This is a genomic window from Streptomyces sp. NPDC085524 (assembly GCF_044541755.1).
Classification (GTDB): Bacteria; Actinomycetota; Actinomycetes; order Streptomycetales; family Streptomycetaceae; genus Streptomyces.
Map to the genome: position 1 here is coordinate 1 of NZ_JBITTH010000021.1, position 21,794 is coordinate 21,794.

Annotated in this window: 19 protein-coding genes; 9 read left to right on the plus strand and 10 right to left on the minus strand. The window is 72.7% G+C overall.

Features of this window, described 5'->3' with window-relative positions; genetic code table 11:
• Positions 1–129 precede the first annotated feature (129 nt).
• From ACIGFK_RS28365 to ACIGFK_RS28390, 6 genes are read right to left on the minus strand one after another with little or no spacing between them, the layout of a single operon-like run.
• Positions 130–726: a Uma2 family endonuclease gene (locus ACIGFK_RS28365; RefSeq protein WP_376660108.1), complete on the minus strand. Its 597-nt coding sequence runs from the start codon at positions 724–726 to the stop codon at positions 130–132.
• Positions 727–774: 48 nt separating this feature from the next.
• Positions 775–2,088 carry a DUF58 domain-containing protein gene (locus ACIGFK_RS28370; protein WP_376660109.1) on the minus strand — a complete coding sequence of 438 codons (1,314 nt, stop codon included), beginning with the start codon at positions 2,086–2,088 and terminating at the stop codon, positions 775–777.
• A complete protein-coding gene (locus ACIGFK_RS28375) occupies positions 2,088–3,086 on the minus strand; it encodes an AAA family ATPase (protein ID WP_376660110.1) in 999 nt (332 codons plus the stop codon). Before ACIGFK_RS28375 ends, ACIGFK_RS28370 begins: the two co-directional genes overlap by 1 nt.
• Positions 3,083–4,579, minus strand: coding sequence for a DUF4350 domain-containing protein (locus ACIGFK_RS28380; RefSeq protein WP_400054096.1), 1,497 nt, complete (start codon positions 4,577–4,579; stop codon positions 3,083–3,085). Before ACIGFK_RS28380 ends, ACIGFK_RS28375 begins: the two co-directional genes overlap by 4 nt.
• Positions 4,576–5,232, minus strand: a complete 657-nt coding sequence (locus ACIGFK_RS28385) for a DUF4129 domain-containing protein (protein ID WP_376660112.1) — start codon at positions 5,230–5,232, stop codon at positions 4,576–4,578. The genes ACIGFK_RS28380 and ACIGFK_RS28385 overlap by 4 nt, the downstream gene beginning before the upstream one ends.
• 7 nt (positions 5,233–5,239) lie before the next feature.
• Positions 5,240–6,469: a hypothetical protein gene (locus ACIGFK_RS28390; protein WP_376660113.1), complete on the minus strand. Its 1,230-nt coding sequence runs from the start codon at positions 6,467–6,469 to the stop codon at positions 5,240–5,242.
• A gap of 235 nt (positions 6,470–6,704) precedes the next feature.
• Here ACIGFK_RS28390 and mtrA point away from each other — a divergent pair, with 235 nt between their 5' ends.
• The 6 genes from mtrA (at position 6,705) to ACIGFK_RS28420 (ending at position 13,959) form a co-directional block, all read left to right on the plus strand.
• Positions 6,705–7,394 (plus strand): two-component system response regulator MtrA, encoded by a 690-nt coding sequence (gene mtrA / locus ACIGFK_RS28395; protein WP_189828951.1) that lies wholly within the window; start codon positions 6,705–6,707, stop codon positions 7,392–7,394.
• A gap of 1 nt (position 7,395) precedes the next feature.
• Complete coding sequence (gene mtrB / locus ACIGFK_RS28400) at positions 7,396–9,348, plus strand: MtrAB system histidine kinase MtrB (RefSeq protein ID WP_376660114.1); 1,953 nt, start codon at positions 7,396–7,398, stop codon at positions 9,346–9,348.
• A complete protein-coding gene (locus ACIGFK_RS28405; protein ID WP_376660115.1) occupies positions 9,338–11,182 on the plus strand; it encodes an LpqB family beta-propeller domain-containing protein in 1,845 nt (614 codons plus the stop codon). Before mtrB ends, ACIGFK_RS28405 begins: the two co-directional genes overlap by 11 nt.
• 101 nt (positions 11,183–11,283) lie before the next feature.
• Complete coding sequence (locus tag ACIGFK_RS28410; protein ID WP_376660116.1) at positions 11,284–12,000, plus strand: ComF family protein; 717 nt, start codon at positions 11,284–11,286, stop codon at positions 11,998–12,000.
• Between the two features lie 314 nt (positions 12,001–12,314).
• Positions 12,315–13,010: a ribosome hibernation-promoting factor, HPF/YfiA family gene (gene hpf / locus ACIGFK_RS28415; RefSeq protein ID WP_376660122.1), complete on the plus strand. Its 696-nt coding sequence runs from the start codon at positions 12,315–12,317 to the stop codon at positions 13,008–13,010.
• Between the two features lie 190 nt (positions 13,011–13,200).
• Positions 13,201–13,959 (plus strand): response regulator, encoded by a 759-nt coding sequence (locus ACIGFK_RS28420; protein ID WP_376660117.1) that lies wholly within the window; start codon positions 13,201–13,203, stop codon positions 13,957–13,959.
• Positions 13,960–14,201: 242 nt separating this feature from the next.
• On the opposite strand, the gene ACIGFK_RS28425 is transcribed toward ACIGFK_RS28420, so the two are convergent.
• Genes ACIGFK_RS28425 through ACIGFK_RS28435 form a run of 3 tightly spaced genes read right to left on the minus strand, consistent with a single transcriptional unit; the run spans position 14,202 to position 16,569 of the window.
• Positions 14,202–15,371, minus strand: a complete 1,170-nt coding sequence (locus tag ACIGFK_RS28425) for a winged helix-turn-helix domain-containing protein (RefSeq protein ID WP_376660118.1) — start codon at positions 15,369–15,371, stop codon at positions 14,202–14,204.
• A 9-nt stretch (positions 15,372–15,380) separates the two neighbouring features.
• Positions 15,381–15,962, minus strand: coding sequence for a GNAT family N-acetyltransferase (locus tag ACIGFK_RS28430; protein ID WP_386471297.1), 582 nt, complete (start codon positions 15,960–15,962; stop codon positions 15,381–15,383).
• 22 nt (positions 15,963–15,984) lie between these two features.
• The gene (locus ACIGFK_RS28435) at positions 15,985–16,569 is read right to left on the minus strand and encodes a GNAT family N-acetyltransferase (RefSeq protein ID WP_386471294.1); all 585 of its coding nucleotides are present in this window, start codon (positions 16,567–16,569) and stop codon (positions 15,985–15,987) included.
• Between the two features lie 239 nt (positions 16,570–16,808).
• Here ACIGFK_RS28435 and secA point away from each other — a divergent pair, with 239 nt between their 5' ends.
• Positions 16,809–19,610, plus strand: a complete 2,802-nt coding sequence (gene secA / locus ACIGFK_RS28440; RefSeq protein WP_376660121.1) for a preprotein translocase subunit SecA — start codon at positions 16,809–16,811, stop codon at positions 19,608–19,610.
• Between the two features lie 251 nt (positions 19,611–19,861).
• Here the strand turns inward: secA and ACIGFK_RS28445 are convergent, their stop codons facing one another.
• Entirely contained in the window at positions 19,862–20,308 is a 447-nt protein-coding gene (locus tag ACIGFK_RS28445) for an Rv3235 family protein (protein WP_400054101.1), read from the minus strand.
• A 305-nt stretch (positions 20,309–20,613) separates the two neighbouring features.
• Here ACIGFK_RS28445 and ACIGFK_RS28450 point away from each other — a divergent pair, with 305 nt between their 5' ends.
• Together ACIGFK_RS28450 and ACIGFK_RS28455 are read left to right on the plus strand one after the other, a co-directional pair.
• The gene (locus ACIGFK_RS28450) at positions 20,614–21,114 is read left to right on the plus strand and encodes a DUF6912 family protein (RefSeq protein ID WP_376661968.1); all 501 of its coding nucleotides are present in this window, start codon (positions 20,614–20,616) and stop codon (positions 21,112–21,114) included.
• Complete coding sequence (locus ACIGFK_RS28455; RefSeq protein ID WP_376661967.1) at positions 21,111–21,779, plus strand: HAD family hydrolase; 669 nt, start codon at positions 21,111–21,113, stop codon at positions 21,777–21,779. The genes ACIGFK_RS28450 and ACIGFK_RS28455 overlap by 4 nt, the downstream gene beginning before the upstream one ends.
• Positions 21,780–21,794 lie beyond the last annotated feature (15 nt).

A 21,794-nucleotide genomic window follows, 5' to 3' on the forward strand; every position in this document is an offset into this window, starting at 1 on the left:
AGGGGGGACCCTGTGGGAGAGTAGGACGCCGCCGAACAATCATTGTGGGAAAGCCCCGCACCTTCTGGTGCGGGGCTTTTCTGCGTTTGGGGCGCTGGCCTGCGTTGACACGTGGCGCTGGCCCCTCTCTTACCAGTCGGCGGGGTAGCTCTTGAGGCTGCTCGTATCGAGCGTCCAGCGGCCGGCGGTGACGGTGTTCCCGAAGGAGTACGGAACCTTCTTGCGGTAGCGGATGCCGTCAGGGCCCTCCGACGGGTCGCTGTGCACGGTGACGGTCTTCTTGTCCTTGCGGGGGTCGACCACGACGTACAGCGGGACTCCCATCCTCGGGTAGTCGTGCAGCTTGTCGCGGATGTCGGTGAGGGAATTCGTACGGGAGACGACTTCCACCACCATCAGTACGTCACGTGAGTTGACGGCCTTCGCCGTGTCATCGGTGTCCTCCTCCGCCATGACCAGGAGATCGGGGATCTTGGTCAGGCCGCTCACCGGATCGCTCATGTTCGTGTCGCTGAGAGCCGCCGCGTCAGGTGTCTGGGCCTCGACCTGACGACGTAGCCGCATCACGTTGAGCCCGTGCGGAGCTGTTGGGCTCATCATCGTGAGGAAGATCTGACCGTCGGTGGTCTGAACTTTCCACTGCTCTTCGTGGTGCTCGGCCAGCTCCGCGAGCTGCTCCGCGAAATCGTGCATGCGGCGCAGCTGCTCGGGGGTGAAGTCGGCCATGTGTCCTCCCAGTGGGTGCCTTGCCAGAGTATCCAGTCAGACGACCCTCTAGAGGCGGCCTGCGGCCTTGAGGGCCAGGTAGGCGTCTGCCAGGGCGGGGGCCAGGGTGTCCGGGGTGGCGTCGACCACGTGGACGCCGTGGCGGGTGAGCTGGTCCGCGGTGCGGCGGCGCTGGGCTTGGGACTGGGCGCCGGCCGCGGCCTCGTAGACCGCGTCGGCGTCGCCGCGGGCGGCGGTCATCGCGGCGACGTGGGGGTCGGCGACGGAGGCCAGCAGGACCGTGTGGCGGGCCGTGAGCTGGGGGAGGACCGGGAGCAGGCCCTCTTCCACGGGGGCCGCGTCCAGGCTCGTCAGGAGCACCACCAGGGAGCGGCGCGGGGCGCTGCGGAGGATGGTGGAGGCCAGGGTACGGGAGTCCGTCTCGACCAGTTCCGGTTCGAGGGTGGCCATCGCGTTGACGAAGGACGGCAGGACGTCGGCGGCCGCGCGGCCCTGGACCTGGGCGCGGGGGCGGCGGTCGTGGGCCAGGAGGTCGACGCGGTCCCCGGCACGGGTGGCCAGGGCGGCGAGGAGCAGGGCCGCGTCCATGGCGGAGTCGAGGCGGGGGGCGTCGCCGACGCGGCCCGCCGAGGTGCGGCCGGTGTCCAGGCAGATCAGGATGTGCCGGTCGCGTTCGGGGCGCCAGGTGCGGACGGCCACCTTGTTCTGGCGGGCGGTGGCGCGCCAGTCGATGGAGCGGGTGTCGTCACCGGGGACGTAGTCGCGCAGGCTGTCGAACTCGGTGCCCTCACCGCGGGTCAGGACGCTGGTACGGCCGTCCAGTTCGCGCAGGCGGGCGAGGCGGGAGGGCAGGTGCTTGCGGCTCGTGAAGGGCGGCAGGACGCGGACGGTCCAGGGGATGCGGTGGGAGCCCTGGCGTGCGAGCAGGCCCAGGGGTCCGTACGAGCGGATCGTGACGCGGTCGGCCTGGCGGTCGCCCCGGCGGGTGGGCCGCAGGCGGGTGGTGATCCTGCGGCGTTCCCCCGAGGGGACGGTCAGGGCGTGGCGGGAGGCCGGGCCCTCCGTGCCGGGGAGCCAGCTGCTGGGGGGCCAGGCGTCGCGGATGCGGGCGCGGAGCGTGCGGGTGCCCGGGTTGGTGAGGGTGAGGTGGACGTCCGCGGTCTCGCCCAGGCGGACCGAGGTGTCGCCCGAGCGGGTGAGGAGGAGCGGGCGGACGGGCGCCGCGAGGGCGTAGTCGACCGCGCAGGCCAGTGCGAGCGGGGCGTTGACCGCCAGGATTCCCGTCCAGCTCGGTTCGAGGATGCCGACGGGGATGCTGCCGAGCGCCGCCAGCAGGGCGGCGCGTCCGGTGAGGGCCGCCATCAGCGCGGAACGGGGACGTGGGAGAGGATCGCGGTGATGACCGCGTCCGCGGTGACGCCTTCCATTTCGGCTTCCGGGCGCAGCTGGACGCGGTGGCGCAGGGTCGGGAGGGCGAGGGCCTTCACGTCGTCGGGGGTGACGTAGTCGCGTCCGGTGAGCCAGGCCCAGGCGCGGGCGGTGGCCAGCAGGGCGGTCGCGCCGCGCGGGGAGACGCCGAGGGTGAGGGACGGCGATTCGCGGGTGGCGCGGCAGATGTCGACGACGTACCCGGCGATCTCCGGGGAGACGGTGACGTGGGTGACGGCCTCGCGGGCCGCTTCGAGTTCCGCGGGTCCCGCGACGGGGCGGACGCCCGCGGCGTGCAGGTCGCGGGGGTTGAATCCGGCGGCGTGCCGGGTCAGTACGCCGATCTCGTCCTGGCGGGAGGGGAGGGGGACGGTGAGCTTGAGGAGGAAGCGGTCCAGTTGTGCTTCCGGGAGGGGGTACGTGCCCTCGTACTCGACCGGGTTCATGGTGGCGGCGACGAGGAAGGGCTCGGGGAGCGCGCGGGGCGTGCCGTCGACCGTGACCTGGCGCTCCTCCATGGCTTCGAGGAGGGAGGACTGGGTCTTGGGGGGCGTGCGGTTGATCTCGTCCGCGAGGAGGAGGTTGGTGAAGACCGGGCCGTTCTGGAAGGAGAACTCGGCGGTGCGGGCGTCGTAGACGAGGGAGCCGGTGACGTCGCTCGGCATCAGGTCGGGGGTGAACTGGACGCGCTTGGTGTCGAGTTCGAGGGAGGCGGCGAGGGCCCGCACGAGGAGGGTCTTGGCGACGCCCGGGACGCCTTCGAGGAGGACGTGGCCGCGGCAGAGGAGGGCGACGACGAGACCCGTGACGGCCGAGTCCTGGCCGACGACGGCCTTGCCGATCTCGGTGCGGAGCGCTTCGAGGGAAGCGCGGGCGCTGTCAGCGGTTGAGGCCGGGGTCGGGGCCGCGGACTCGGTGGCCGGGTACGTCATGACGTACGGACCTCTCTTTCGAGGGCGTCGAGGTGGTCGGCGAGCGCGACGAGTGCCGCGTCGTCGGAGGGTGTGGGGCCGAAGAGCAGGTCGGTGACGTCCTGCGGGCCGCCCGAGAGCCGGGCGGAGACCGCCGGGGCGAGGGTGGCGGGGTCGTGGGCCTGGGTGTGCGACACGCCCGTGAGGGCGGCGAGGCGTTCGCGGGCGGCGGCGCGCAGCACGGTGGCGGCGCGGTCGCGGGCGCCGGCCTTGCGGTACAGGCGGGCGCGGCCCTCGGTGGCCTCGGAGGCGCGGATGACGACGGGCAGTTTCTCGGTGACGAGGGGGCCGAGCCGGCGGGCGCGCCAGAGGGCGGCGAGCGCGGCGGCGACGAAGAGCTGGAGCAGGGCCCAGGACCAGCCGGCGGGGATGAGGTCGAGGAAGTCGGGGCGCTCGTCGGAGGCACGGCTGTCGGCGTCGGAGTCCCCCGGGGTCGGCATGTACCAGACGAGGTCCGGGCGGGAGCCGAGGAGTTGGAGGGCGAGGGAGGCGTTGCCGTCGTCGGCGAGGTTGCGGTTGAGGAGGATGCTGCCGGAGCCGAGGACGACGGTGTCGCCGCCCTTGGTGCCCTTTGCACCCGTGGTTCCTGTGGCTCCTGTGGTTCCCGTGGGCCCCGCGGGGAGGACGAGGAGGGTGGGGTGGCCGTCGGCGGGGTAGCAGGCGGTGGCCCCGGGGGCGGTGGTGCCGTAGCGCAGGCCGTCGCCGAGGGTGGCGCGGCCGGCGGTGGCGGCGGCGGGGAACGTGCAGGCGGGGGCGAGGGCCTTCGCGTCGGCGTCGCCCTTGGTGTGGACGCCGGGTGCGAGCTCGGGGAGGGAGTGGCCGGTGGGTGCTATGAGGATCATGCGGCCGCCGGAGAGCTCCGCGGACCGGTGGATCAGGCGGCGCTGGGCGGCGCCGAGCCGGTCGGGGTCGGTGACCAGGAGGGTGGTGCGGGGGCCGGTGGCGGCGGCGGCTTCGGCGGCGGTGGTGACCACGCGGGTGGTGACGCCGCGCTCCTTGAGGAGCTCGGAGGCGGCGCGGCTGCCGTAGGGGTCGGCGGAGCGCGGGTCCAGGAGGCCGTGGCGGGTGCCGGAGTTCAGGGCGGCGAGGATCGCGATGCCCCCGGCCACGACGCCCAGGATGACGAGGCCCTTGCGCATCCGGCGGACGCGGGTGGCCCGTGGCCGGCCCGGCGGGTGGGGTGCGGTCGGCCCGCCGGGGTCCTGCGGCCCGCCGGGCGGGGTGGCTCCGGAGGGTGCCTGCGGAGTGCTTCCGGGCGCCTGCGGTCCGACGGCTGCCTGCAGTGGGCTCGGCGGGGTGGCGGGAGTCCCGCCGGGTGCCGAATCCTTCCAGGCGTCCGAGGAGTGCGGGGTGGTTGCGCCCAGCGCCCCGAGGGGACGCCCCGGCACGCCCCCGTACCCGCCGGAACCGGGGGCTCCGCCGGCCTCGGCCGTGGGCTCGTTGGGCGGGGTCATGCGGCGGGTCCCGTCAGGAGGGGCTTGGTGCGGGTCAGGGTGGTGTCGAGGGCGCGCAGGCGGGCGTACGTGTCGGCGTCGGCGGTGCGGCCGCCGTAGGTGACGTCGTCGAAGACGCGGGCGGCTGCGCGCAGCTCGGCGGTGTGCTCCGGGAGGGACACGGAGGCCTCGGCGGCGGCCTCGTCGGCGGTGCGGCCCGGGCGGGGCTCGAGGAGGGTGCGCTCCTCCAGGGAGCGGACGACGGCGCGCATGCGTTCCTGGACGGCTTCGGTCCAGCGGCCGGCGGCGGCGTGGGCCTCGGCGGCCGTGCGGTGGTCGGCGGCGCTGCGGATGCCGTCGTCGAAGAGGGCGTTGTCCGCGGTGGCGGTGCGGCGGGGGGCGCCGAGGCGCCACCACAGGGCCCCGACGGCCAGGAGCACGAGTACGGCGATGGCGAGCAGGCCGAAGCCGCCGCCGGGGGAGGCCCCGGCGGCGGTGTCGAGCAGGTCGCCGAGCCAGTCGAAGAACTTGCGCAGGGCGCGGTCGATCAGGCCCGGGTCGTTCTGGTGGTAGAGCGGCTTGGACAGTTCGCGTTCGGCCGCCTCGCGGGCGGGGTCGTGCGGTGTCGTCACCGGTGGTGTCGGCGTGCTGATGAGACCCCCCGTACTCATCATGGGCGAATCAGCCCCCGTAGTTCTCGACGCCGGCCGCCCGGGCGAGCTCCAGGTCGAGTCCTTCGCGGCGGATGCGCTGGTCGACGTAGAGGAGGACGGTGACGCCGGACTGGATCGGCATGATCACGGCCTGCGCGATGATCGCGCCGATGCCGGTGAGGACGAGCGGTCCCCAGGCGGTCGCGGCGAGAGGGTCCTGCATGGAGCCCAGGCCGTCGCCGAAGACGGAGAAGCCGATCATCTGGAGCGGGAGGACGATGATCGCCGCGAAGATGGCGGTGATGATCAGGGTCAGGAGCGTGATGCCGAAGATCCGCCACCAGGCGCCGCCGACGAGCTTGGAGGAGCGGGCGAGGGACTTGAAGACGGTGCCGCGCTCCAGCATCAGGGCGGACGAGGCCAGGCTGAACTTGATCCCCAGCCAGACGAACAGCCCGATCCAGAGGAGGGCGGCGAGGGCGATCAGGCCGGGGTTCCCGGTGAAGGCCACGGGCACGATGAGCACCACGCCGAGGAGGACGGCGCCGAGGGCCAGCAGCAGGGTGAGGCCCATCAGGCGCAGCATCTGCGGGCGGGCGTCGCGCCAGGCCTCGGAGATCGAGGAGTGCAGGCCGAGCACCGCCCGGCTGAAGATCATCGTGAGCATCGCGGTGACGACGATGCCGCCGGCGAACTCGAGGAGCTGCGCCGCCGCGCTCACCGGCAGGGTGCTGCCCAGGCTGCTGAGCAGTTCCTCGGGAGTCACCTGTCCCCGGTTCGCGGAGAGGACCAGGTCCTCCATGACGAACTTCTGCACGAGCAGGCTGAGCACCTGGACCACGGTGGCCACGACCAGGGTGATCGGGAGTACCGAGCGCCAGTGGGCGCGCATGGTGGCGACCGCGCCGTCGAGGATCTCGCCGAGGCCCAGAGGGCGCAGGGGGATCACTCCGGGCTTGGCGGCGGGGGGCTGGCCCCAGTGGCCGGGGCCGCCCGGATAGCCGTACTGACCGCCCTGCGGGCCGCCGTACGGGGGCGGCTGCGGGGGATACCCGCCCCAGCCGCCGCCCTGCGGGGCCGGCGGCGGGTTCTGGCCCGGGGCAGGGCTCTGCCACTGGCCGGGCGGCGGCTGCTCGGCGGACCACTTCGGTGCGTCGGCGGGCTGTGCGGGAGGCTGCGGCTGCTCGGCCGGGGCCCCCGGACGCTCGCCTTCGGACGGGGAGGACCCGGGCGTGGCCCAGCCCGGAGAGTCGTTCATCGTCGCTCCTTCACGTGCACCTGCTGTGGCGGGGGCGCTGGTCGGCTGCCATCGTGCCACGTGGGGTCCACGAACGGACCGGCCGTCCCCCCGGATCTCCGGCAGCCCGTACCTTCAATTGTCACCCGGATCCGGGGCAGACTGGTCGACCTGTTCTCCACGCAGGTCCGAGGGGCGATTTCCAGCCCTTTTGGCTGTGGGACAGCTCACCGCCGGGTAACGATTAGCTAATGGGATGATGTCAACCATGAAGGGACGCGTCCTTGTCGTCGACGACGACACCGCGCTGGCCGAGATGCTCGGCATTGTGCTGCGTGGAGAAGGTTTTGAGCCGTCGTTCGTAGCGGACGGTGACAAGGCACTTGCTGCCTTCCGGGAGGCGAAGCCGGACCTGGTGCTGCTCGACCTCATGCTTCCGGGTCGGGACGGCATAGAGGTCTGCCGCCTGATCCGGGCGGAGTCCGGCGTGCCGATCGTCATGCTCACCGCCAAGAGCGACACGGTGGACGTGGTCGTGGGCCTGGAGTCCGGGGCCGACGACTACATCGTCAAGCCGTTCAAGCCGAAGGAGCTGGTGGCCCGCATCCGGGCCCGCCTGCGCCGGTCGGAGGAGCCCGCGCCCGAGCAGCTGGCCATCGGTGACCTGGTCATCGACGTGGCCGGGCACTCGGTCAAGCGGGAGGGTGCCTCCATCGCCCTGACGCCGCTCGAGTTCGACCTGCTGGTCGCGCTCGCCCGCAAGCCCTGGCAGGTCTTCACCCGCGAGGTGCTGCTGGAGCAGGTCTGGGGCTACCGGCACGCCGCGGACACCCGCCTGGTCAACGTGCACGTGCAGCGACTGCGCTCCAAGGTCGAGAAGGACCCGGAGCGCCCCGAGATCGTTGTGACGGTGCGCGGTGTCGGCTACAAGGCCGGACCGAGCTGACGTGCAGTCCGGCAAGGCCCGGAGCGGTTCCCGGTGGGGAGCGCTACGGGGCGGCAGGCTGCTCCAGGACGGGGCGCCCGGCGGCCCGCTGCTGCGGCTGTGCGTACGGCTCGTACGCCGGCCGCTGCTCCCGGCTGTCCGGTTGTGGCGGCGCAACATCCAGCTGCGGGTGGTCGCCGCCACCCTGCTGATCTCGCTCTCCGTGGTCCTCGCGCTGGGCTTCGTCGTCATCGCGCAGGTGAACAAGGGCCTCCTCGACGCGAAGGAGGAGGCGGCGCAGAGCCAGGCCGCCGGAGGGTTCGCGGTCGCACAGGAGAAGGCCAACGCCCCGGCGACCTCGGACGGGGGCGACGCCGCCGACAGCAAGACGGGGCGGGACGCCAGCACCTGGATGAACTCGCTCGTCAAGCAGCTCGCCAGCGGCGGCCAGACCGCCTTCGAGGTCGTCGCGCTCGGCGCGGGGACCGGTGAGCAGGCGCTGCCCGGTGCGCAGGGCGTCAAGGGCGCCCGGGCCTCCGGCAACGTGGACCCGACCGCGAGCGTTCCGCTGCCGCTGCGGCGGGCGGTCAACCGGGCCACCGGCAGCTTCAAGACGTTCTCCGAGATCCGCTACACCAGCGGGACGGGGCAGAAGGCGCCGGAGCCCGCGCTGGTCGTCGGCAAGCGCCTCACGGACATCAACGGGGACCCGTACGACCTGTACTACCTCTTCCCGCTCACGCAGGAGGAGGAGTCCCTCAATCTGATCAAGGTCACCATCGTGACCGCGGGCCTGTTCGTCGTCGTCCTGCTCTGCGGCGTCGCCTGGCTCGTCGTACGGCAGGTCGTGACGCCGGTGCGGATGGCCGCCGGGATCGCCGAACGGCTCTCGGCCGGGCAGCTCCAGGAGCGGATGAAGGTCACCGGCGAGGACGACATCGCGCGCCTCGGCGAGGCCTTCAACAAGATGGCCCAGAACCTCCAGCTCAAGATCCAGCAGCTGGAGGACCTGTCCCGGATGCAGCGCCGCTTCGTCTCGGACGTCTCGCACGAGCTGCGCACCCCGCTGACGACGGTGCGGATGGCCGCCGACGTCATTCACGACGCCCGCGTCGACTTCGACCCGGTGACCGCGCGGTCGGCGGAGCTGCTCGCCGGGCAGCTCGACCGCTTCGAGTCGCTGCTCGCGGACCTGCTGGAGATCAGCCGGTTCGACGCGGGCGCCGCCGACCTGCAGGCCGAGCCCATCGACCTGCGCGACGTCGTACGCCGCGTCATCGACGGGGCCGAACCGCTGGCCGAGCACAAGGGCACCCGGATCCGGGTGCTCGGCGACACCCAGCCCGTCATCGCCGAGGCCGACGCCCGGCGGGTGGAGCGGGTGCTGCGCAACCTCGTCGTCAACGCCGTGGAGCACGGCGAGGGCCGCGATGTGGTGGTCCGGCTCGCGTCCGCGGGCGGGGCCGTCGCGGTGGCCGTACGGGACTACGGCGTCGGGCTCAAGCCCGGCGAGGCCACCCGCGTCTTCAACCGCTTCTGGCGGGCCGACCCGGCGCGGGCGCGCACGACCGGCGGCACCGGCCTCGGCCTGTCCATCGCCGTCGAGGACGCCCGGCTGCACGGCGGCTGGCTCCAGGCGTGGGGCGAGCCGGGCGGCGGGTCGCAGTTCCGCCTGACCCTGCCGCGCACCGCCGACGAGCCGCTGCGCGGGTCGCCGATCCCGCTGGAGCCCGAGGACTCCCGGGCCAACCGGGCCAGGGCCGCCGCGGAGGCCGCGGGCAGCGCGGCGCCCGCCCGGCCCGCGGAGGCCGGAGACCGGTCGGCGATCCCGCCCAGGTCGCCTGTGGCGGGTGCGGTGCCCGTACCGGCCGACCCGACCGCCCTGCCGGGGAGCGGGGCCCGCGTCGTGGCCCGGCCCGCCGAAGACGCCCCTGCCGAGCAGGCACCACAGGAGGACGGACCCGATGGACGCTGAGCCCAGGAGCGCGCGCATCGTACGGGCGTGCGCCCTCGGCGGGGCCGCCCTGCTGCTGGCCGGGTGCGCCTCGATGCCCACCCACGGGGAGATCCGCTCCGTGCAGGCCTCGCAGGGAGTCGACTCGCAGGTCCGGGTCTTCGGCGTGCCGCCCGCGGACAAGGCCGGCGCGGCCGAGATCGTCAAGGGCTTCCTGGAGGCCATGACCAGCGACGACCCGCAGCTGGAGACGGCCCGCAAGTACCTCACCGAGGACGCCGCGAAGAGCTGGAAGCCCGGCTCCACCGTCACCGTGCTCAAGTCGGGCCTCGGGCGCTCTCCCGTCACCGGCGAGAAGGACCCCGACGGACCCCGCTGGAAGGTGACCGGCGAGAAGCTCGCGACGGTGGACGAGCGCAGCGCGTACCAGCCGGAGACCGGCGGCGGGAAGTACGAGTGGTTCCTCCAGCTCGTCCAGGAGAACAAGCAGTGGCGGATCGCGACCCCGCCCAAGAGCCTCGTGCTCAGCGAGTCCGACTTCCAGCGCATCTACATGCCCGTCAACAAGTACTACTTCGCGGGGAGTGCGCTCGTCGCCGACCCGGTCTACGTGCGCCAGCGCGCCGATCCGGACTCGCGGATGGACCCGACCACGCAGACCGTGCAGTCGCTGCTCTCCGGGCCCTCCAACTGGCTCGGCCCGGTCGTCCAGTCGAGCTTCCCCACCGGGACGGAACTGCGCGAGGGCACCAAGTCCCTTTCGTACGACGGCCAGAACACGCTGCGCGTGCCGCTCAACGAGAAGGCGGAGATCGTCACGCAGCCGCAGTGCAAGAAGATGGCCACCCAACTCCTGTACTCGGTCAAGGACCTGACGGGCTCCCGGCTCGACCAGGTCGAACTGCTGCGCTCCGACGGCAAGTCCTCGCTCTGCTCGGTCAACGAGTCGACGGCGGCCACGATCGCCGGGCGGCCCAGGACCCCCGAGTACCAGTACTTCGTCGACAACGAGAAGCGGCTGGTCCGCATGAAGCTCGACGTCGCGAGCGAGGACCAGCAGCCGAAGCCCGAGCCGGTGCCGGGGCCGCTGAGCACCCCGGTCCCCTTCAACGTCAGCTCGGCCGCCGTGACGTACGACGAGCGGCGCGCGGCCGTGGTCTCGGAGGACGGGCACGGCCTGTACGTGGTGCAGATGTCCGGGGTCGGCGCCATGCCGCAGGTCCCGGTGGTCACGAGCAAGGGGACCAGGGCGGCGGACACCCTGACCGCGCCCAGCTGGGACGCGGCGGGCGATCTGTGGGTCGCGGACCAGGATCCGCAGCACCCCGGCCTGTGGCGGGTGCCGGGCGGGGTCGGGACCCCCGAGAAGGTGCCGGTGGCGGGGCTCGACGGGCGGAAGATCACCTCGCTGAAGGCCTCCGCCGACGGGGTGCGGCTCGCGCTGCTCCTGGAGGACGGCGGCGGCCGCAAGACCCTGTGGGTGGGGCGGATCGAGCGGCCCGACGCCAAGACGAACGCCGAGTCGGTGTCGGTGCGCGAGCTGCGCCCGGCGGCCCCGCAGATGGCGGACGTGACGGCGATGAGCTGGGCGCCGCGCGCCCGGCTGCTGGTGGTGGGCCGGGAGAGCGGCGGGGTCGTGCAGGCCCGCTACATGCTGGCCGACGGCTCGATGGTCGCGGCGAGCCTGCCGGGGGCCACCGGGCTGGAGGCGGTCGCGGTGGCGGTCTCGGAGGAGGAGGCGAAGCCGAAGCCGGTGGTGGGCTTCTCCAAGGACGACGGCATCGTGTGGCTGCCGCCGGGGGCGCAGTGGCGCACGGTGGCGGCGGGCGGCCGGGCTCCGGTGTACCCGGGCTGATCCGGATCCCCGCGGCCGGGCCCGCCGCCCCTGCCCGGCCTGCGGTTCCGCGGCCGTCCACAGGGGTGGCGGGTGCGGGCCGGGCCGGGCAGGGTGGAGCCATGCGGGGGTGGTGGCAGGAGCTGGCCGGGCTGGTCCTGCCGGACGACTGCGCCGGCTGCGGCGCCGCCCGGGTGCTGCTGTGCGCAGGCTGCCGGGAGGCGCTGAGCGGGGCCGGTGCGGGGCTCGTGCGGCCCTCGCCGGCGCCGGAGGGGCTGCCGGTGGTGCACGCGGCCGCCGTCTACGAGGGCCCCGTACGGGCGGTGCTGCTGGCGCACAAGGAGCGCGGGGCGCTGCCGCTGGCCGGGGCGCTCGGCCGTGCCCTGGCGGCGGCGGTCCTGGCGGGCGGCAGGGGGCCGGGGGAGGGGGAGCTGGCGCTGGTGCCCGTCCCCTCGGCGCGGCGGCAGGTGCGGGCGCGCGGGCACGATCCGGCGCGCAGGACGGCGCTGGCCGCGGCGGGGCTGCTGCGGCGGGCCGGTGTTCCTGCGCGCGTGGCGCCCGTACTGCGGCTGCGGCGGGCGGTGGCGGACCAGGCGGGGCTGGGGGCCGGGCAGCGCCGGGAGAACCTCGCGGGGGCGCTGGAGGTGCGCCGGGGCGGGGTGCGGGCGGTGGCGGGCGCGGCCGTCGTACTGGTGGACGACCTCGTCACCACGGGGGCCACGCTGGCGGAGGCGGCCCGGGCCCTGCGCGAGGCGGGGCCGGGTGCGGCCGGAGGTGCCGTGCGGGCCGCCGTGGTCGCTGCGACGGCCGGCTACTCGAAGAGAGCAAAAGTCTTGTGAATACATTTGGAACTGCTGGGGAAGGCCCATCGTTGCAGGTAGTAAGAGAGATCAGTGACGGGATCGGAAGAACGTCCCGGTAGCGGGTGCCGACAACCGTCATAGAGGGATATGTTCGGTTGTAAGGACTGGCGAGCCTTTGGCCCCACGCATCGCGGTCTCTCGACTCCGAAGTCGGTGGGGTGTAGATCTTGCCGATGGGGGAGGAGGAGGTGGAAGTCGCCAAGTCCGTGGCTCCGGCCTTCACCGGAGCCTGGTGCGAAAGGGAGACGCTTCGCCCCATGAGGCGGAGCTATCCGGGAACGGAGTTCTGCGTGGACATCGTCGTCAAGGGCCGTAAGACCGAAGTGCCCGAGCGGTTCCGCAAGCACGTGGCCGAGAAGCTGAATCCTGAGCGGATCACCAAGTACGACGGCAAGGTGATCAGCGTGGACGTCGAGGTGTCCAAGGAGCACAACCCGCGTCAGGCCGACCGTTCCGACCGCGTGGAGATCACCCTCCGCACGCGGGGCCCGGTGATCCGTGCCGAGGCTGCGGCCACCGACCCGTACGCGGCGCTGGACCTGGCTCAGGACAAGCTGGAGGCCCGGCTGCGCAAGCAGCACGACAAGCGCTACACGCGCCGCGGCAACGGACGCCTCTCGGCGGCGGAGGTCGCCGACGTCGTACCGGGTGTCGCAACGCTCAACGGCAATGGTGAGCCGGTCGGCGAGGAGAGCGTGAACGGGGTACCGATCACCCGGATCGGATCCATCGAGGTGCAGGGCGAAGGCCCCCTCATCGTCCGCGAGAAGACGCACTCTGCGGCACCCATGTCGCTCGACCAGGCTCTTTACGAGATGGAGCTGGTCGGCCACGACTTCTACCTGTTCGTCGACGCCGAGACCAAGCTGCCCAGCGTCGTGTACCGCCGTCACGCCTACGACTACGGCGTCATTCACGTGAACCCCGACGGGGCCTCCAGCTCGGAGGAACCGCGAGGCGGCGCCGGCGGCGCGCTCGGCGGCTGATACCGACCGTTCGGTGCCCCTGCGGTTCGCTCATGCGTCCGCAGGGGCACCTGTGTGACGGGTATGCGCCACGCATGGCCGCCGGACGCCCCCGCGCCGTGGTGCGGGCATGGAATCATGGCGGTCAGTCAACCGATGGCGGTGTTCGTCCGGTTGGTCCGGCGGTTGAGCACATGCAGGGGGAGGAACGATGGCGGACAGCTTCGGGCCGGTACGCGGTGACGGCGGCGCGGACTGTCGTGACGCGGACGGGGCGGCCTCGGGGGAAGCGGCCGGTTCGCGGGGCGGGGAGCCCATCCGGGTGCTCGTGGTCGACGACCACGCGCTGTTCCGGCGAGGGCTGGAGATCGTCCTCGCGCAGGAGGAGGACATCCAGGTCGTCGGCGAGGCCGGGGACGGGGCCGAGGCCGTGGACAAGGCGGCCGACCTGCTGCCGGACATCGTGCTGATGGACGTGCGGATGCCCCGGCGCGGCGGGATCGAGGCGTGCACCTCGATCAAGGAGGTGGCACCCTCCGCGAAGATCATCATGCTGACGATCAGCGACGAGGAGGCCGACCTCTACGACGCGATCAAGGCGGGCGCGACCGGGTACCTCCTGAAGGAGATCTCGACGGACGAGGTGGCCACCGCGATCCGTGCGGTCGCGGACGGACAGTCCCAGATCAGCCCGTCGATGGCGTCGAAGCTGCTCACCGAGTTCAAGTCGATGATCCAGCGGACCGACGAGCGCCGGCTGGTGCCGGCGCCGAGGCTGACGGACCGGGAGCTGGAGGTCCTGAAGCTGGTGGCCACGGGCATGAACAACCGTGACATCGCCAAGGAGTTGTTCATCTCGGAGAACACCGTGAAGAACCACGTCCGCAACATCCTGGAGAAGCTGCAGCTGCACTCCAGGATGGAGGCCGTGGTCTACGCGATGCGGGAGAAGATCCTCGAGATCCGCTGATCGCCTCCCGGCGGGGTGGGCGGTGGAGCGGTGGCGCGGCCCGCGGCCCGCGGCCGGGCGCGGGCGGCCGACGGCGTCCCGCGCCGGACCCGGGCCCGCACCCCGGCCCGGCCCGTTCCGGGTCATGCCGTGTCTGTGCCGGGGCTGCGTCAGTGCCGGTCCGTGCTCGCGCGGGGTCCGCGCCCGTGCCGGGTCCGCGTCCCGGCCGGGCCTCCGCTCCGGCCGGGGTCGGGCGGCGGCTGTCAGCCCCGGAGGGCCAGTTCGGCGGTGACCGCTGCGGCCTCGGCGGCGGTCTGCGCGCGCTCCACCCGGACCGCGTCGCACCCCACCCACGCCGCGGCCTCCCACAGGGCCTCGGCCATCGCGGGAGCTGCCTTGGGGGTGGTCAGGGAGAGCTGCCGGGCGACCAGGGTGCGGCCCTCGCGGGCCGGGTCGACGCGGCCCTGGAGCAGGCCGCCCGCCAGCAGCGGCATCGCGAAGTACCCGTGTATCCGCTTCGGCTTGGGGACGTACGCCTCCAGGCGGTGGGTGAAGCCGAAGATCCGCTCCGTGCGCGGACGGTCCCACACCAGGGAGTCGAACGGCGAGAGCAGCGTGGTGCGGTGGCGGCCCCGGGGGACGGTGGCCAGCGCCGCCGGGTCGGCCCACGCGGGCTTGGACCAGCCCTCCACCTCGACCGGGACCAGCCCGGAATCGGCGATCACCGCGTCGAACTCCCCGCCCCCCAGGCGGTGGTAGTCCGCGATGTCGGCCCGGGTGCCGACGCCCAGGGACTGCCCGGCCAGCGCGACGAGGCGGCGCAGGCACTCGCGGTCGTCCAGGTCGTCGTGGAGCAGGGCGTCGGGGACGGCGCGCTCGGGCAGGTCGTACACCCGCTTCCAGCCCCGGCGCTCACTGCACACCACCTCGCCGGTGTCGAGCAGCCACTCCACCGCGATCTTGGTCTCGGACCACTCGAACCACTCGCCGCCGTTCTTCGCGCCGCCCAGCTCGGTGGAGGTCAGCGGGCCGTCGGCCTTCAGCCGGTCGAGGACCGCCTTCGTCGAGCGCTCCTTGTCCTGGAGGACGTGCCAGCGGTGGCCGCGGGCCCGGCGGGCGCGGCGCCGGAAGGCGAAATGCGGCCATTCCTCGATGGGCAGGATGCAGGCCGCGTGCGACCAGTATTCGAAGGCGTGACGGTCCGACCAGTACGCCTTCTCCACCGCCTCCCGGCCGACGGCGCCCAGGCGGGCGTACGGGATCAGCTCGTGCGAGCGGGCCAGGACCGAGATGGTGTCCAGCTGTACGGCGCCCAGGTGGCGCAGCACGCCGCGGACCCCGCCGCGGCGGTCGGGAGCGCCCAGGAAGCCCTGCGCGCGCAGGGCGATCCGGCGGGCCTCGTCGGCGGACAGCGAGAGCGGGGTCGAGATCATCTCCGGAGCCTAGCCGCGGGCACTGACAGCGGGCAGGTACGCCAGCCGGGAGGGCAGGCCGAGGTCCGACGGGAGCAGGGCGCCGGCCCAGCAGTCGCGCAGGGTGCCGCGGTGCTCCATGCCGGCGCGCCGGACGCCCTCGACGACGAAGCCGGCCTTCTCGGCGACGGCGCGGGAGGCGGTGTTGCCCACTCCGGCCCGCCAGATCAGGCGGACGCAGCCGGCTTCGGTGAAGGCCCAGCGGGCCACGGCGCGCACCGCCTCCGTCATGTAGCCGTTGCCCCGGTGCCCGGCGGCGGCCCAGTAGCCGATCTCGTGCGCGTGCGCGCCGCGCGGGACGACGCACAGGGCGGCGACCAGCGGGCCGCCGGCCCCGAGACGGGCGGCGAAGTTGAACTCGGTGTCCTCCCGCCACCCGCGCGGAACCGTTTCCGCGACGAAGGCGCGCGCGTCCTCGGGCCGGTACGGCAGCGGTACGGGGATCCAGCGCTGGATCTCGGGGTCCTGGCAGGCGGCGTGCACCTCGGCCGCGTCCCCGGGGGTGTGGGGACGCAGCACGAGGCGCTCGGTGGTCAGCGTGATCGGCTCCATGACCGGCGATTCTGCCGAGGGGCTAGCCGGCGTCCGACGGCAGGTAGGCCACCTCGGAGGCCAGGCCGAGGTCCGAGGGGAGCAGCGCGCCCACCCAGGAGTCGCGCACGGTGCCGGCGCGGTGCAGGGAGGCCCGCAGGAGCCCCTCCATGCGGAAGCCCGCCTTCTCGGCGACGGCGCGCGAGCCGGCGTTGCCGACCTCGGCGCGCCACTCCAGGCGTACGGCGCCCAGCTCGGTGAAGGCCCAGCGGGCCACGGCGGTGACGGCCTCGGCCATGTAGCCGCGCCCGCGGTGCTCCTTGGCGGCCCAGTAGCCGATCTCGTACGACTTCTCCCCGAAGGCCTCGTGGACGTGGACGCCGACGGCGGCGACCAGCGGGCCGCCCTCGCCGAGGCGGACGGCGAAGGAGTAGCCGGTGTCGTCGCGCCAGCCGTTCGGCACCAGCTCGCCGACGAAGGCGCGGGCGTGCTCGCGCCCGTAGGGGGAGGGGACCATCGTCCAGCGCTGGATGTCCGGGTCCTGGGCGGCCTTGTACACCTCGTCCTCGTCGGAGGGGGTGAAGGGCCTCAGGTCGAGTCGGCCTGTCGTCAGTGTCGTGGGCTCCATGAACGGATTCTGCTGCCGCCGCCCTCCGCCGGGCGAACACTTTTCGGGAATCTCGCGGGGGAAGCGGCACCTTCCGCGTCACCCGTACGTTCTCAATACGGGCACCCGCGCCCTCGCGGCTACGGCGGACCTCCCGGCGCGACCACGTCCTCGCTTACGATGGCCGTTACGGTGGGGCCCACCTGCCGTGCCCGTGTACGTACAGTGCCCAGGCCCGACCGGCAAGGAGACAAACCTCGGTGTCCGTCTTCAACAAGCTCATGCGTGCAGGCGAAGGCAAGATCCTGCGCAAACTGCACCGCATCGCGGACCAGGTCAACTCCATCGAAGAGGACTTCGTCAACCTCTCCGACGCCGAGTTGCGGGCGCTCACTGACGAGTACAAGCAGCGCTTCCAGGACGGCGAGAGCCTGGACGACCTGCTGCCCGAGGCCTTCGCCACGGTGCGCGAGGCCGCGAAGCGCGTGCTCGGCCAGCGTCACTACGACGTACAGATCATGGGTGGTGCGGCGCTGCACCTCGGCTACGTGGCCGAGATGAAGACCGGTGAGGGCAAGACCCTCGTCGGCACGCTGCCCGCCTACCTGAACGCGCTGTCCGGCAAGGGCGTCCACCTGATCACGGTGAACGACTACCTGGCCGAGCGCGACTCCGAGATGATGGGCCGCGTCCACAAGTTCCTGGGCCTGTCCATCGGCTGCATCCTGGCGAACATGTCGCCGGCGCAGCGCCGCGAGCAGTACGCCTGCGACATCACCTACGGCACGAACAACGAGTTCGGCTTCGACTACCTGCGCGACAACATGGCGTGGTCCCAGGACGAGCTCGTCCAGCGCGGCCACAACTTCGCCGTGGTCGACGAGGTCGACTCGATCCTCGTCGACGAGGCCCGCACCCCGCTGATCATCTCCGGTCCGGCGGACCAGGCCACGAAGTGGTACGCGGACTTCGCCAAGCTCGTGACCCGCCTGACCAAGGGCGAGGCCGGCCAGCCGCTCAAGGGCATCGAGGAGACCGGCGACTACGAGGTCGACGAGAAGAAGCGCACGGTCGGCATCCACGAGGCCGGTGTCGCCAAGGTCGAGGACTGGCTCGGCATCGAGAACCTCTACGAGTCGGTGAACACCCCGCTCGTCGGCTACCTGAACAACGCCATCAAGGCGAAGGAACTGTTCAAGAAGGACAAGGACTACGTCGTCATCGACGGCGAAGTCATGATCGTCGACGAGCACACCGGCCGTATCCTCGCCGGCCGCCGCTACAACGAGGGCATGCACCAGGCGATCGAGGCGAAGGAAGGGGTGGACATCAAGGACGAGAACCAGACCCTCGCCACGATCACCCTGCAGAACTTCTTCCGCCTGTACTCGAAGCTGTCGGGCATGACCGGTACGGCCATGACCGAGGCCGCCGAGTTCCACCAGATCTACAAGCTCGGCGTCGTCCCGATCCCGACGAACCGGCCGATGCAGCGCGTGGACCAGGCCGACCTGATCTACCGCACCGAGGTCGCCAAGTTCGCCGCCGTCGTCGACGACATCGCGGAGAAGCACGAGAAGGGCCAGCCGATCCTCGTCGGCACGACGTCGGTCGAGAAGTCCGAGTACCTCTCCCAGCAGCTGTCCAAGCGCGGTATCCCGCACGAGGTCCTCAACGCCAAGCAGCACGAGCGCGAGGCCGTGATCGTCGCCCAGGCCGGCCGCCGCGGCGCCGTCACCGTCGCCACGAACATGGCCGGCCGCGGTACCGACATCAAGCTCGGCGGCAACCCGGACGACCTCGCCGAGGCCGAGCTGCGCCAGCAGGGCCTGGACCCGGAGGAGCACATCGAGGAGTGGGCGCACGCCCTCCCCGCGGCGCTCACCCGGGCCGAGGCGGCCGTGAAGGCCGAGTTCGAGGAGGTCAAGGACCTCGGCGGCCTGTACGTGCTGGGCACCGAGCGCCACGAGTCCCGCCGTATCGACAACCAGCTGCGCGGCCGCTCCGGCCGACAGGGCGACCCGGGCGAGTCCCGCTTCTACCTGTCGCTGGGCGACGACCTGATGCGCCTGTTCAAGGCGCAGATGGTCGAGCGCGTCATGGCCATGGCCAACGTGCCGGACGACGTGCCGATCGAGAACAAGATGGTGACGCGCGCGATCGCGTCGGCCCAGTCGCAGGTCGAGACCCAGAACTTCGAGACGCGCAAGAACGTCCTGAAGTACGACGAGGTCCTCAACAGCCAGCGCGAGGTCATCTACCGCGAGCGCCGCCGCGTCCTGGAGGGCGAGGACCTCCAGGAGCAGGTCCGCTTCATGATGGACGACACGATCGACGCGTACATCGCGGCCGAGACGGTCGAGGGCTTCGCCGAGGAGTGGGACCTGGAGCGCCTGTGGGGCGCCTTCAAGCAGCTCTACCCGGTGAAGGTCACCATCGAGGAGCTGGAGGACGCGGCGGGCGACCGTGCGGGCATCACCGCCGAGTTCATCGCGGAGTCCGTCAAGGACGACATCCACGAGCAGTACGCGGCGCGCGAGAAGGCGCTCGGCTCCGACATCATGCGTGAGCTGGAGCGGCGCGTGGTGCTGTCGGTGCTGGACCGCAAGTGGCGCGAGCACCTGTACGAGATGGACTACCTGCAGGAGGGCATCGGCCTGCGGGCGATGGCCCAGAAGGACCCGCTGGTCGAGTACCAGCGAGAGGGCTTCGACATGTTCAACGCCATGCAGGAGGGCATCAAGGAGGAGTCCGTCGGCTACCTGTTCAACCTGGAGGTCCAGGTCGAGCAGCAGGTCGAGGAGCTTCCGGTGCAGGACGCGGCGCCTTTGCTGACGAAGGAGCCGGTGCCGGCGGCGCGTCCGGAGATCCGGGCGAAGGGGCTGGACGCTCCGCAGCGTCCGGACCGGCTGCACTTCTCCGCGCCGACGGTGGACGGGGAGGGCGGGGTCGTCGAGGGCGACTTCGAAGACGCCGGGTCCGATGGCGCGGGTGACGGTCTGACGCGGGCGGAGCGGCGCAAGGCCGCCAAGGCCTCTGGCGGGCGTCGCCGCAAGAAGTGACCCCTGCGGGGTCGAGCTCACCGGCCGGGGCCGGACACCGCCGAAGGTGTCCGGCCCCGGCCGCGTCGTGTCCCCCTTCGGCTGCGGCACCGCTGCCGGGGGCGCTGCCCCCGGACCCCCGGTCCCCAAACGCCGGACGGGCTGGATTTGCCTCCGGCGGCGCCTCAAACGCCGGCGGGGCTGGGTTCTGCCCGGCGTAGGCCGTGAAGTGCGCCCGCAGGGAGTTTCCAGCGGCGGCGCCGCACCCGCTCTCAGGGGGCGTCGCGGCCCGGCCCCCGGAGTTCCACCGCTGCGCAGCGCCAGCGGAGGTCCGGGCCCTGTTCCAGGCGGAAGGCCATCGCCGTGATGCGGTCGCCCGTCGCGATGCGGGCGAAGGCCTCGATGACGCCCGGGCCGGGCGTGAAGCGGCCGCACTGGCGGATCACCGGGCCGAGCCGGGCGCGGAGGTGGTCCGCCGGGGCCAGGGTGATCAGCTGCTCGTAGGCGGGGCCGACGGTGTGGCCGAGGAGCGAGTGGACCGGGCGGCGGCCGCTGACGACCGCGAGCAGCCGGTCGGCGAACCAGTGGTGCGGGCCGAGCCGTGCGGTGCGCGGGGGACGGCGCTGGTCGGTCCGGCCCGCGGGCCGGGTACGGGTACGGGCGCCGGGCCGGCGGCGGGCGGCTTCCCCGCCGGTCGTCGTGCGCAGCGTGGTGTCCATGGCGATCTGCCCCCGTCAGGCCGGGCCCGGATCCAGTACCGGGCAGTAACTTGATGGGGATCTTCTACGGACCGCCGGTCACGGTCCGCAATCGTGCGGGCCGCGGGGGCAGCTTCCGGGCCGGTTCACCTATCCGAGTGCGCGGCGGTCCCGCGCAGCGCCGCGGCCCGCCGTCGGCGCGGACGGAGGTGGACGGGCGCGGACCGTGCCGCGACGCCCCGAAGGGGTACGGGCCCGTCCCCCACTCGGGCGCAGGGTGACAGTCGTATCCTGGGGGCGTTTCCGACTACCGAAAGCAGCCGGCCATGCGCGTGTACGTCCCCCTGACCCTCCCCGGGCTCGCCGAGGCGCACAAGGCGGGTGAGCTGGGGCCCGCCCCGCTGCGTGCGTACGCCGTCACGCCCGGGCTGCGCGAGTGGTACGTGTCCGACGACATCGAGGAGCTCGAGTACGCCGCCCTGAGCCGGGCCGCCGCCGCCTCCCTGCGGATGCTGGCGCAGGAGGAGGGGGCTCCGCGCAAGCGGGTCGTCGTCGCGCTCGACGTGGACGACAAGGCCGTCAGCTCCACCCCCGGCGTCGACGAGGCGACCCTCGGGCAGGTCGGCCTGGCCGCCGCCGTGCGGCTGACCGTGGCCGCCGCCGTGCACGTGGACGCCGACGACGCCCGGGAGGACGTGGCCGCCGCCGCGGCCGCGCTGGAGGCCGCCGACTCCGGGGACGACGACGCGCAGTTCACCGTGGACGGTGCCGAGGACCACGAGCTGCTGTGGTTCGGGGTGCAGGAGATTCCGGGGCTGTTGCGATGACGGGCCAGGGCGCCCACATCGTCTGGGACTGGAACGGGACGCTCCTGCACGACATCGACGCCGTCATCACCGCGACCAACGCCTCCTTCGCCGAACTCGGCTTCGCGCCGATCACGCTGGAGACGTACCGCGACCTGTACGTCGTACCGGTGCCCAAGTTCTACGAGCGGCTCATGGGGCGGCTGCCCACCGATGAGGAATGGGTCGTCATGGACGACACCTTCCACCGGCACTATTGGGCCGCCGCAGCCGACTCCGGCCTCGCCGAGGGCGCCCGCGAGCTGCTCCAGGACTGGGACCGGGCCGGGCTCACCCAGTCCCTGCTGTCCCTCGCACCCCACGAGAAGCTCGTTCCGCTCGTCCGGGAGTTCGGCATCGAAGGGCACTTCCTGCGCGTCGACGGCCGGACCGGCCCCTCCCACACCTCCAAGGCGGGGCACCTCGTACGCCACATGGCCGCACTGGACGGGACGGGGGTGGCACCCGGCCGTACGGTCCTCATCGGAGACGCCGTGGACGACGCGCTCGCGGCCGCCCACGTCGGCGCCAGGGCCGTGCTGTACACGGGCGGCTCCCACAGCCGCGCCAGTCTGGAATCGGCCGGTGTACCCGTCGTGGACAGCCTGGCAGAGGCCGTTCGGACAGCTCGGGAACTGGCCGAATAACGTCTGGACAGGGCC

What these genes read in the sequence shown, in the direction of transcription:
- ACIGFK_RS28365 (WP_376660108.1), bottom strand. Translation starts at nt 726, where the DNA reads ATGGCCGACTTCACCCCCGAGCAGCTGCGCCGCATGCACGATTTCGCG.
- ACIGFK_RS28370 (WP_376660109.1), bottom strand. Translation starts at nt 2,088, where the DNA reads ATGGCGGCCCTCACCGGACGCGCCGCCCTGCTGGCGGCGCTCGGCAGC.
- ACIGFK_RS28375 (WP_376660110.1), bottom strand. Translation starts at nt 3,086, where the DNA reads ATGACGTACCCGGCCACCGAGTCCGCGGCCCCGACCCCGGCCTCAACC.
- ACIGFK_RS28380 (WP_400054096.1), bottom strand. Translation starts at nt 4,579, where the DNA reads ATGACCCCGCCCAACGAGCCCACGGCCGAGGCCGGCGGAGCCCCCGGT.
- ACIGFK_RS28385 (WP_376660112.1), bottom strand. Translation starts at nt 5,232, where the DNA reads ATGATGAGTACGGGGGGTCTCATCAGCACGCCGACACCACCGGTGACG.
- ACIGFK_RS28390 (WP_376660113.1), bottom strand. Translation starts at nt 6,469, where the DNA reads ATGAACGACTCTCCGGGCTGGGCCACGCCCGGGTCCTCCCCGTCCGAA.
- mtrA (WP_189828951.1), top strand. Translation starts at nt 6,705, where the DNA reads ATGATGTCAACCATGAAGGGACGCGTCCTTGTCGTCGACGACGACACC.
- ACIGFK_RS28405 (WP_376660115.1), top strand. Translation starts at nt 9,338, where the DNA reads ATGGACGCTGAGCCCAGGAGCGCGCGCATCGTACGGGCGTGCGCCCTC.
- ACIGFK_RS28410 (WP_376660116.1), top strand. Translation starts at nt 11,284, where the DNA reads ATGCGGGGGTGGTGGCAGGAGCTGGCCGGGCTGGTCCTGCCGGACGAC.
- ACIGFK_RS28420 (WP_376660117.1), top strand. Translation starts at nt 13,201, where the DNA reads ATGGCGGACAGCTTCGGGCCGGTACGCGGTGACGGCGGCGCGGACTGT.
- ACIGFK_RS28425 (WP_376660118.1), bottom strand. Translation starts at nt 15,371, where the DNA reads ATGATCTCGACCCCGCTCTCGCTGTCCGCCGACGAGGCCCGCCGGATC.
- ACIGFK_RS28430 (WP_386471297.1), bottom strand. Translation starts at nt 15,962, where the DNA reads ATGGAGCCGATCACGCTGACCACCGAGCGCCTCGTGCTGCGTCCCCAC.
- ACIGFK_RS28435 (WP_386471294.1), bottom strand. Translation starts at nt 16,569, where the DNA reads ATGGAGCCCACGACACTGACGACAGGCCGACTCGACCTGAGGCCCTTC.
- ACIGFK_RS28445 (WP_400054101.1), bottom strand. Translation starts at nt 20,308, where the DNA reads ATGGACACCACGCTGCGCACGACGACCGGCGGGGAAGCCGCCCGCCGC.
- ACIGFK_RS28450 (WP_376661968.1), top strand. Translation starts at nt 20,614, where the DNA reads ATGCGCGTGTACGTCCCCCTGACCCTCCCCGGGCTCGCCGAGGCGCAC.
- ACIGFK_RS28455 (WP_376661967.1), top strand. Translation starts at nt 21,111, where the DNA reads ATGACGGGCCAGGGCGCCCACATCGTCTGGGACTGGAACGGGACGCTC.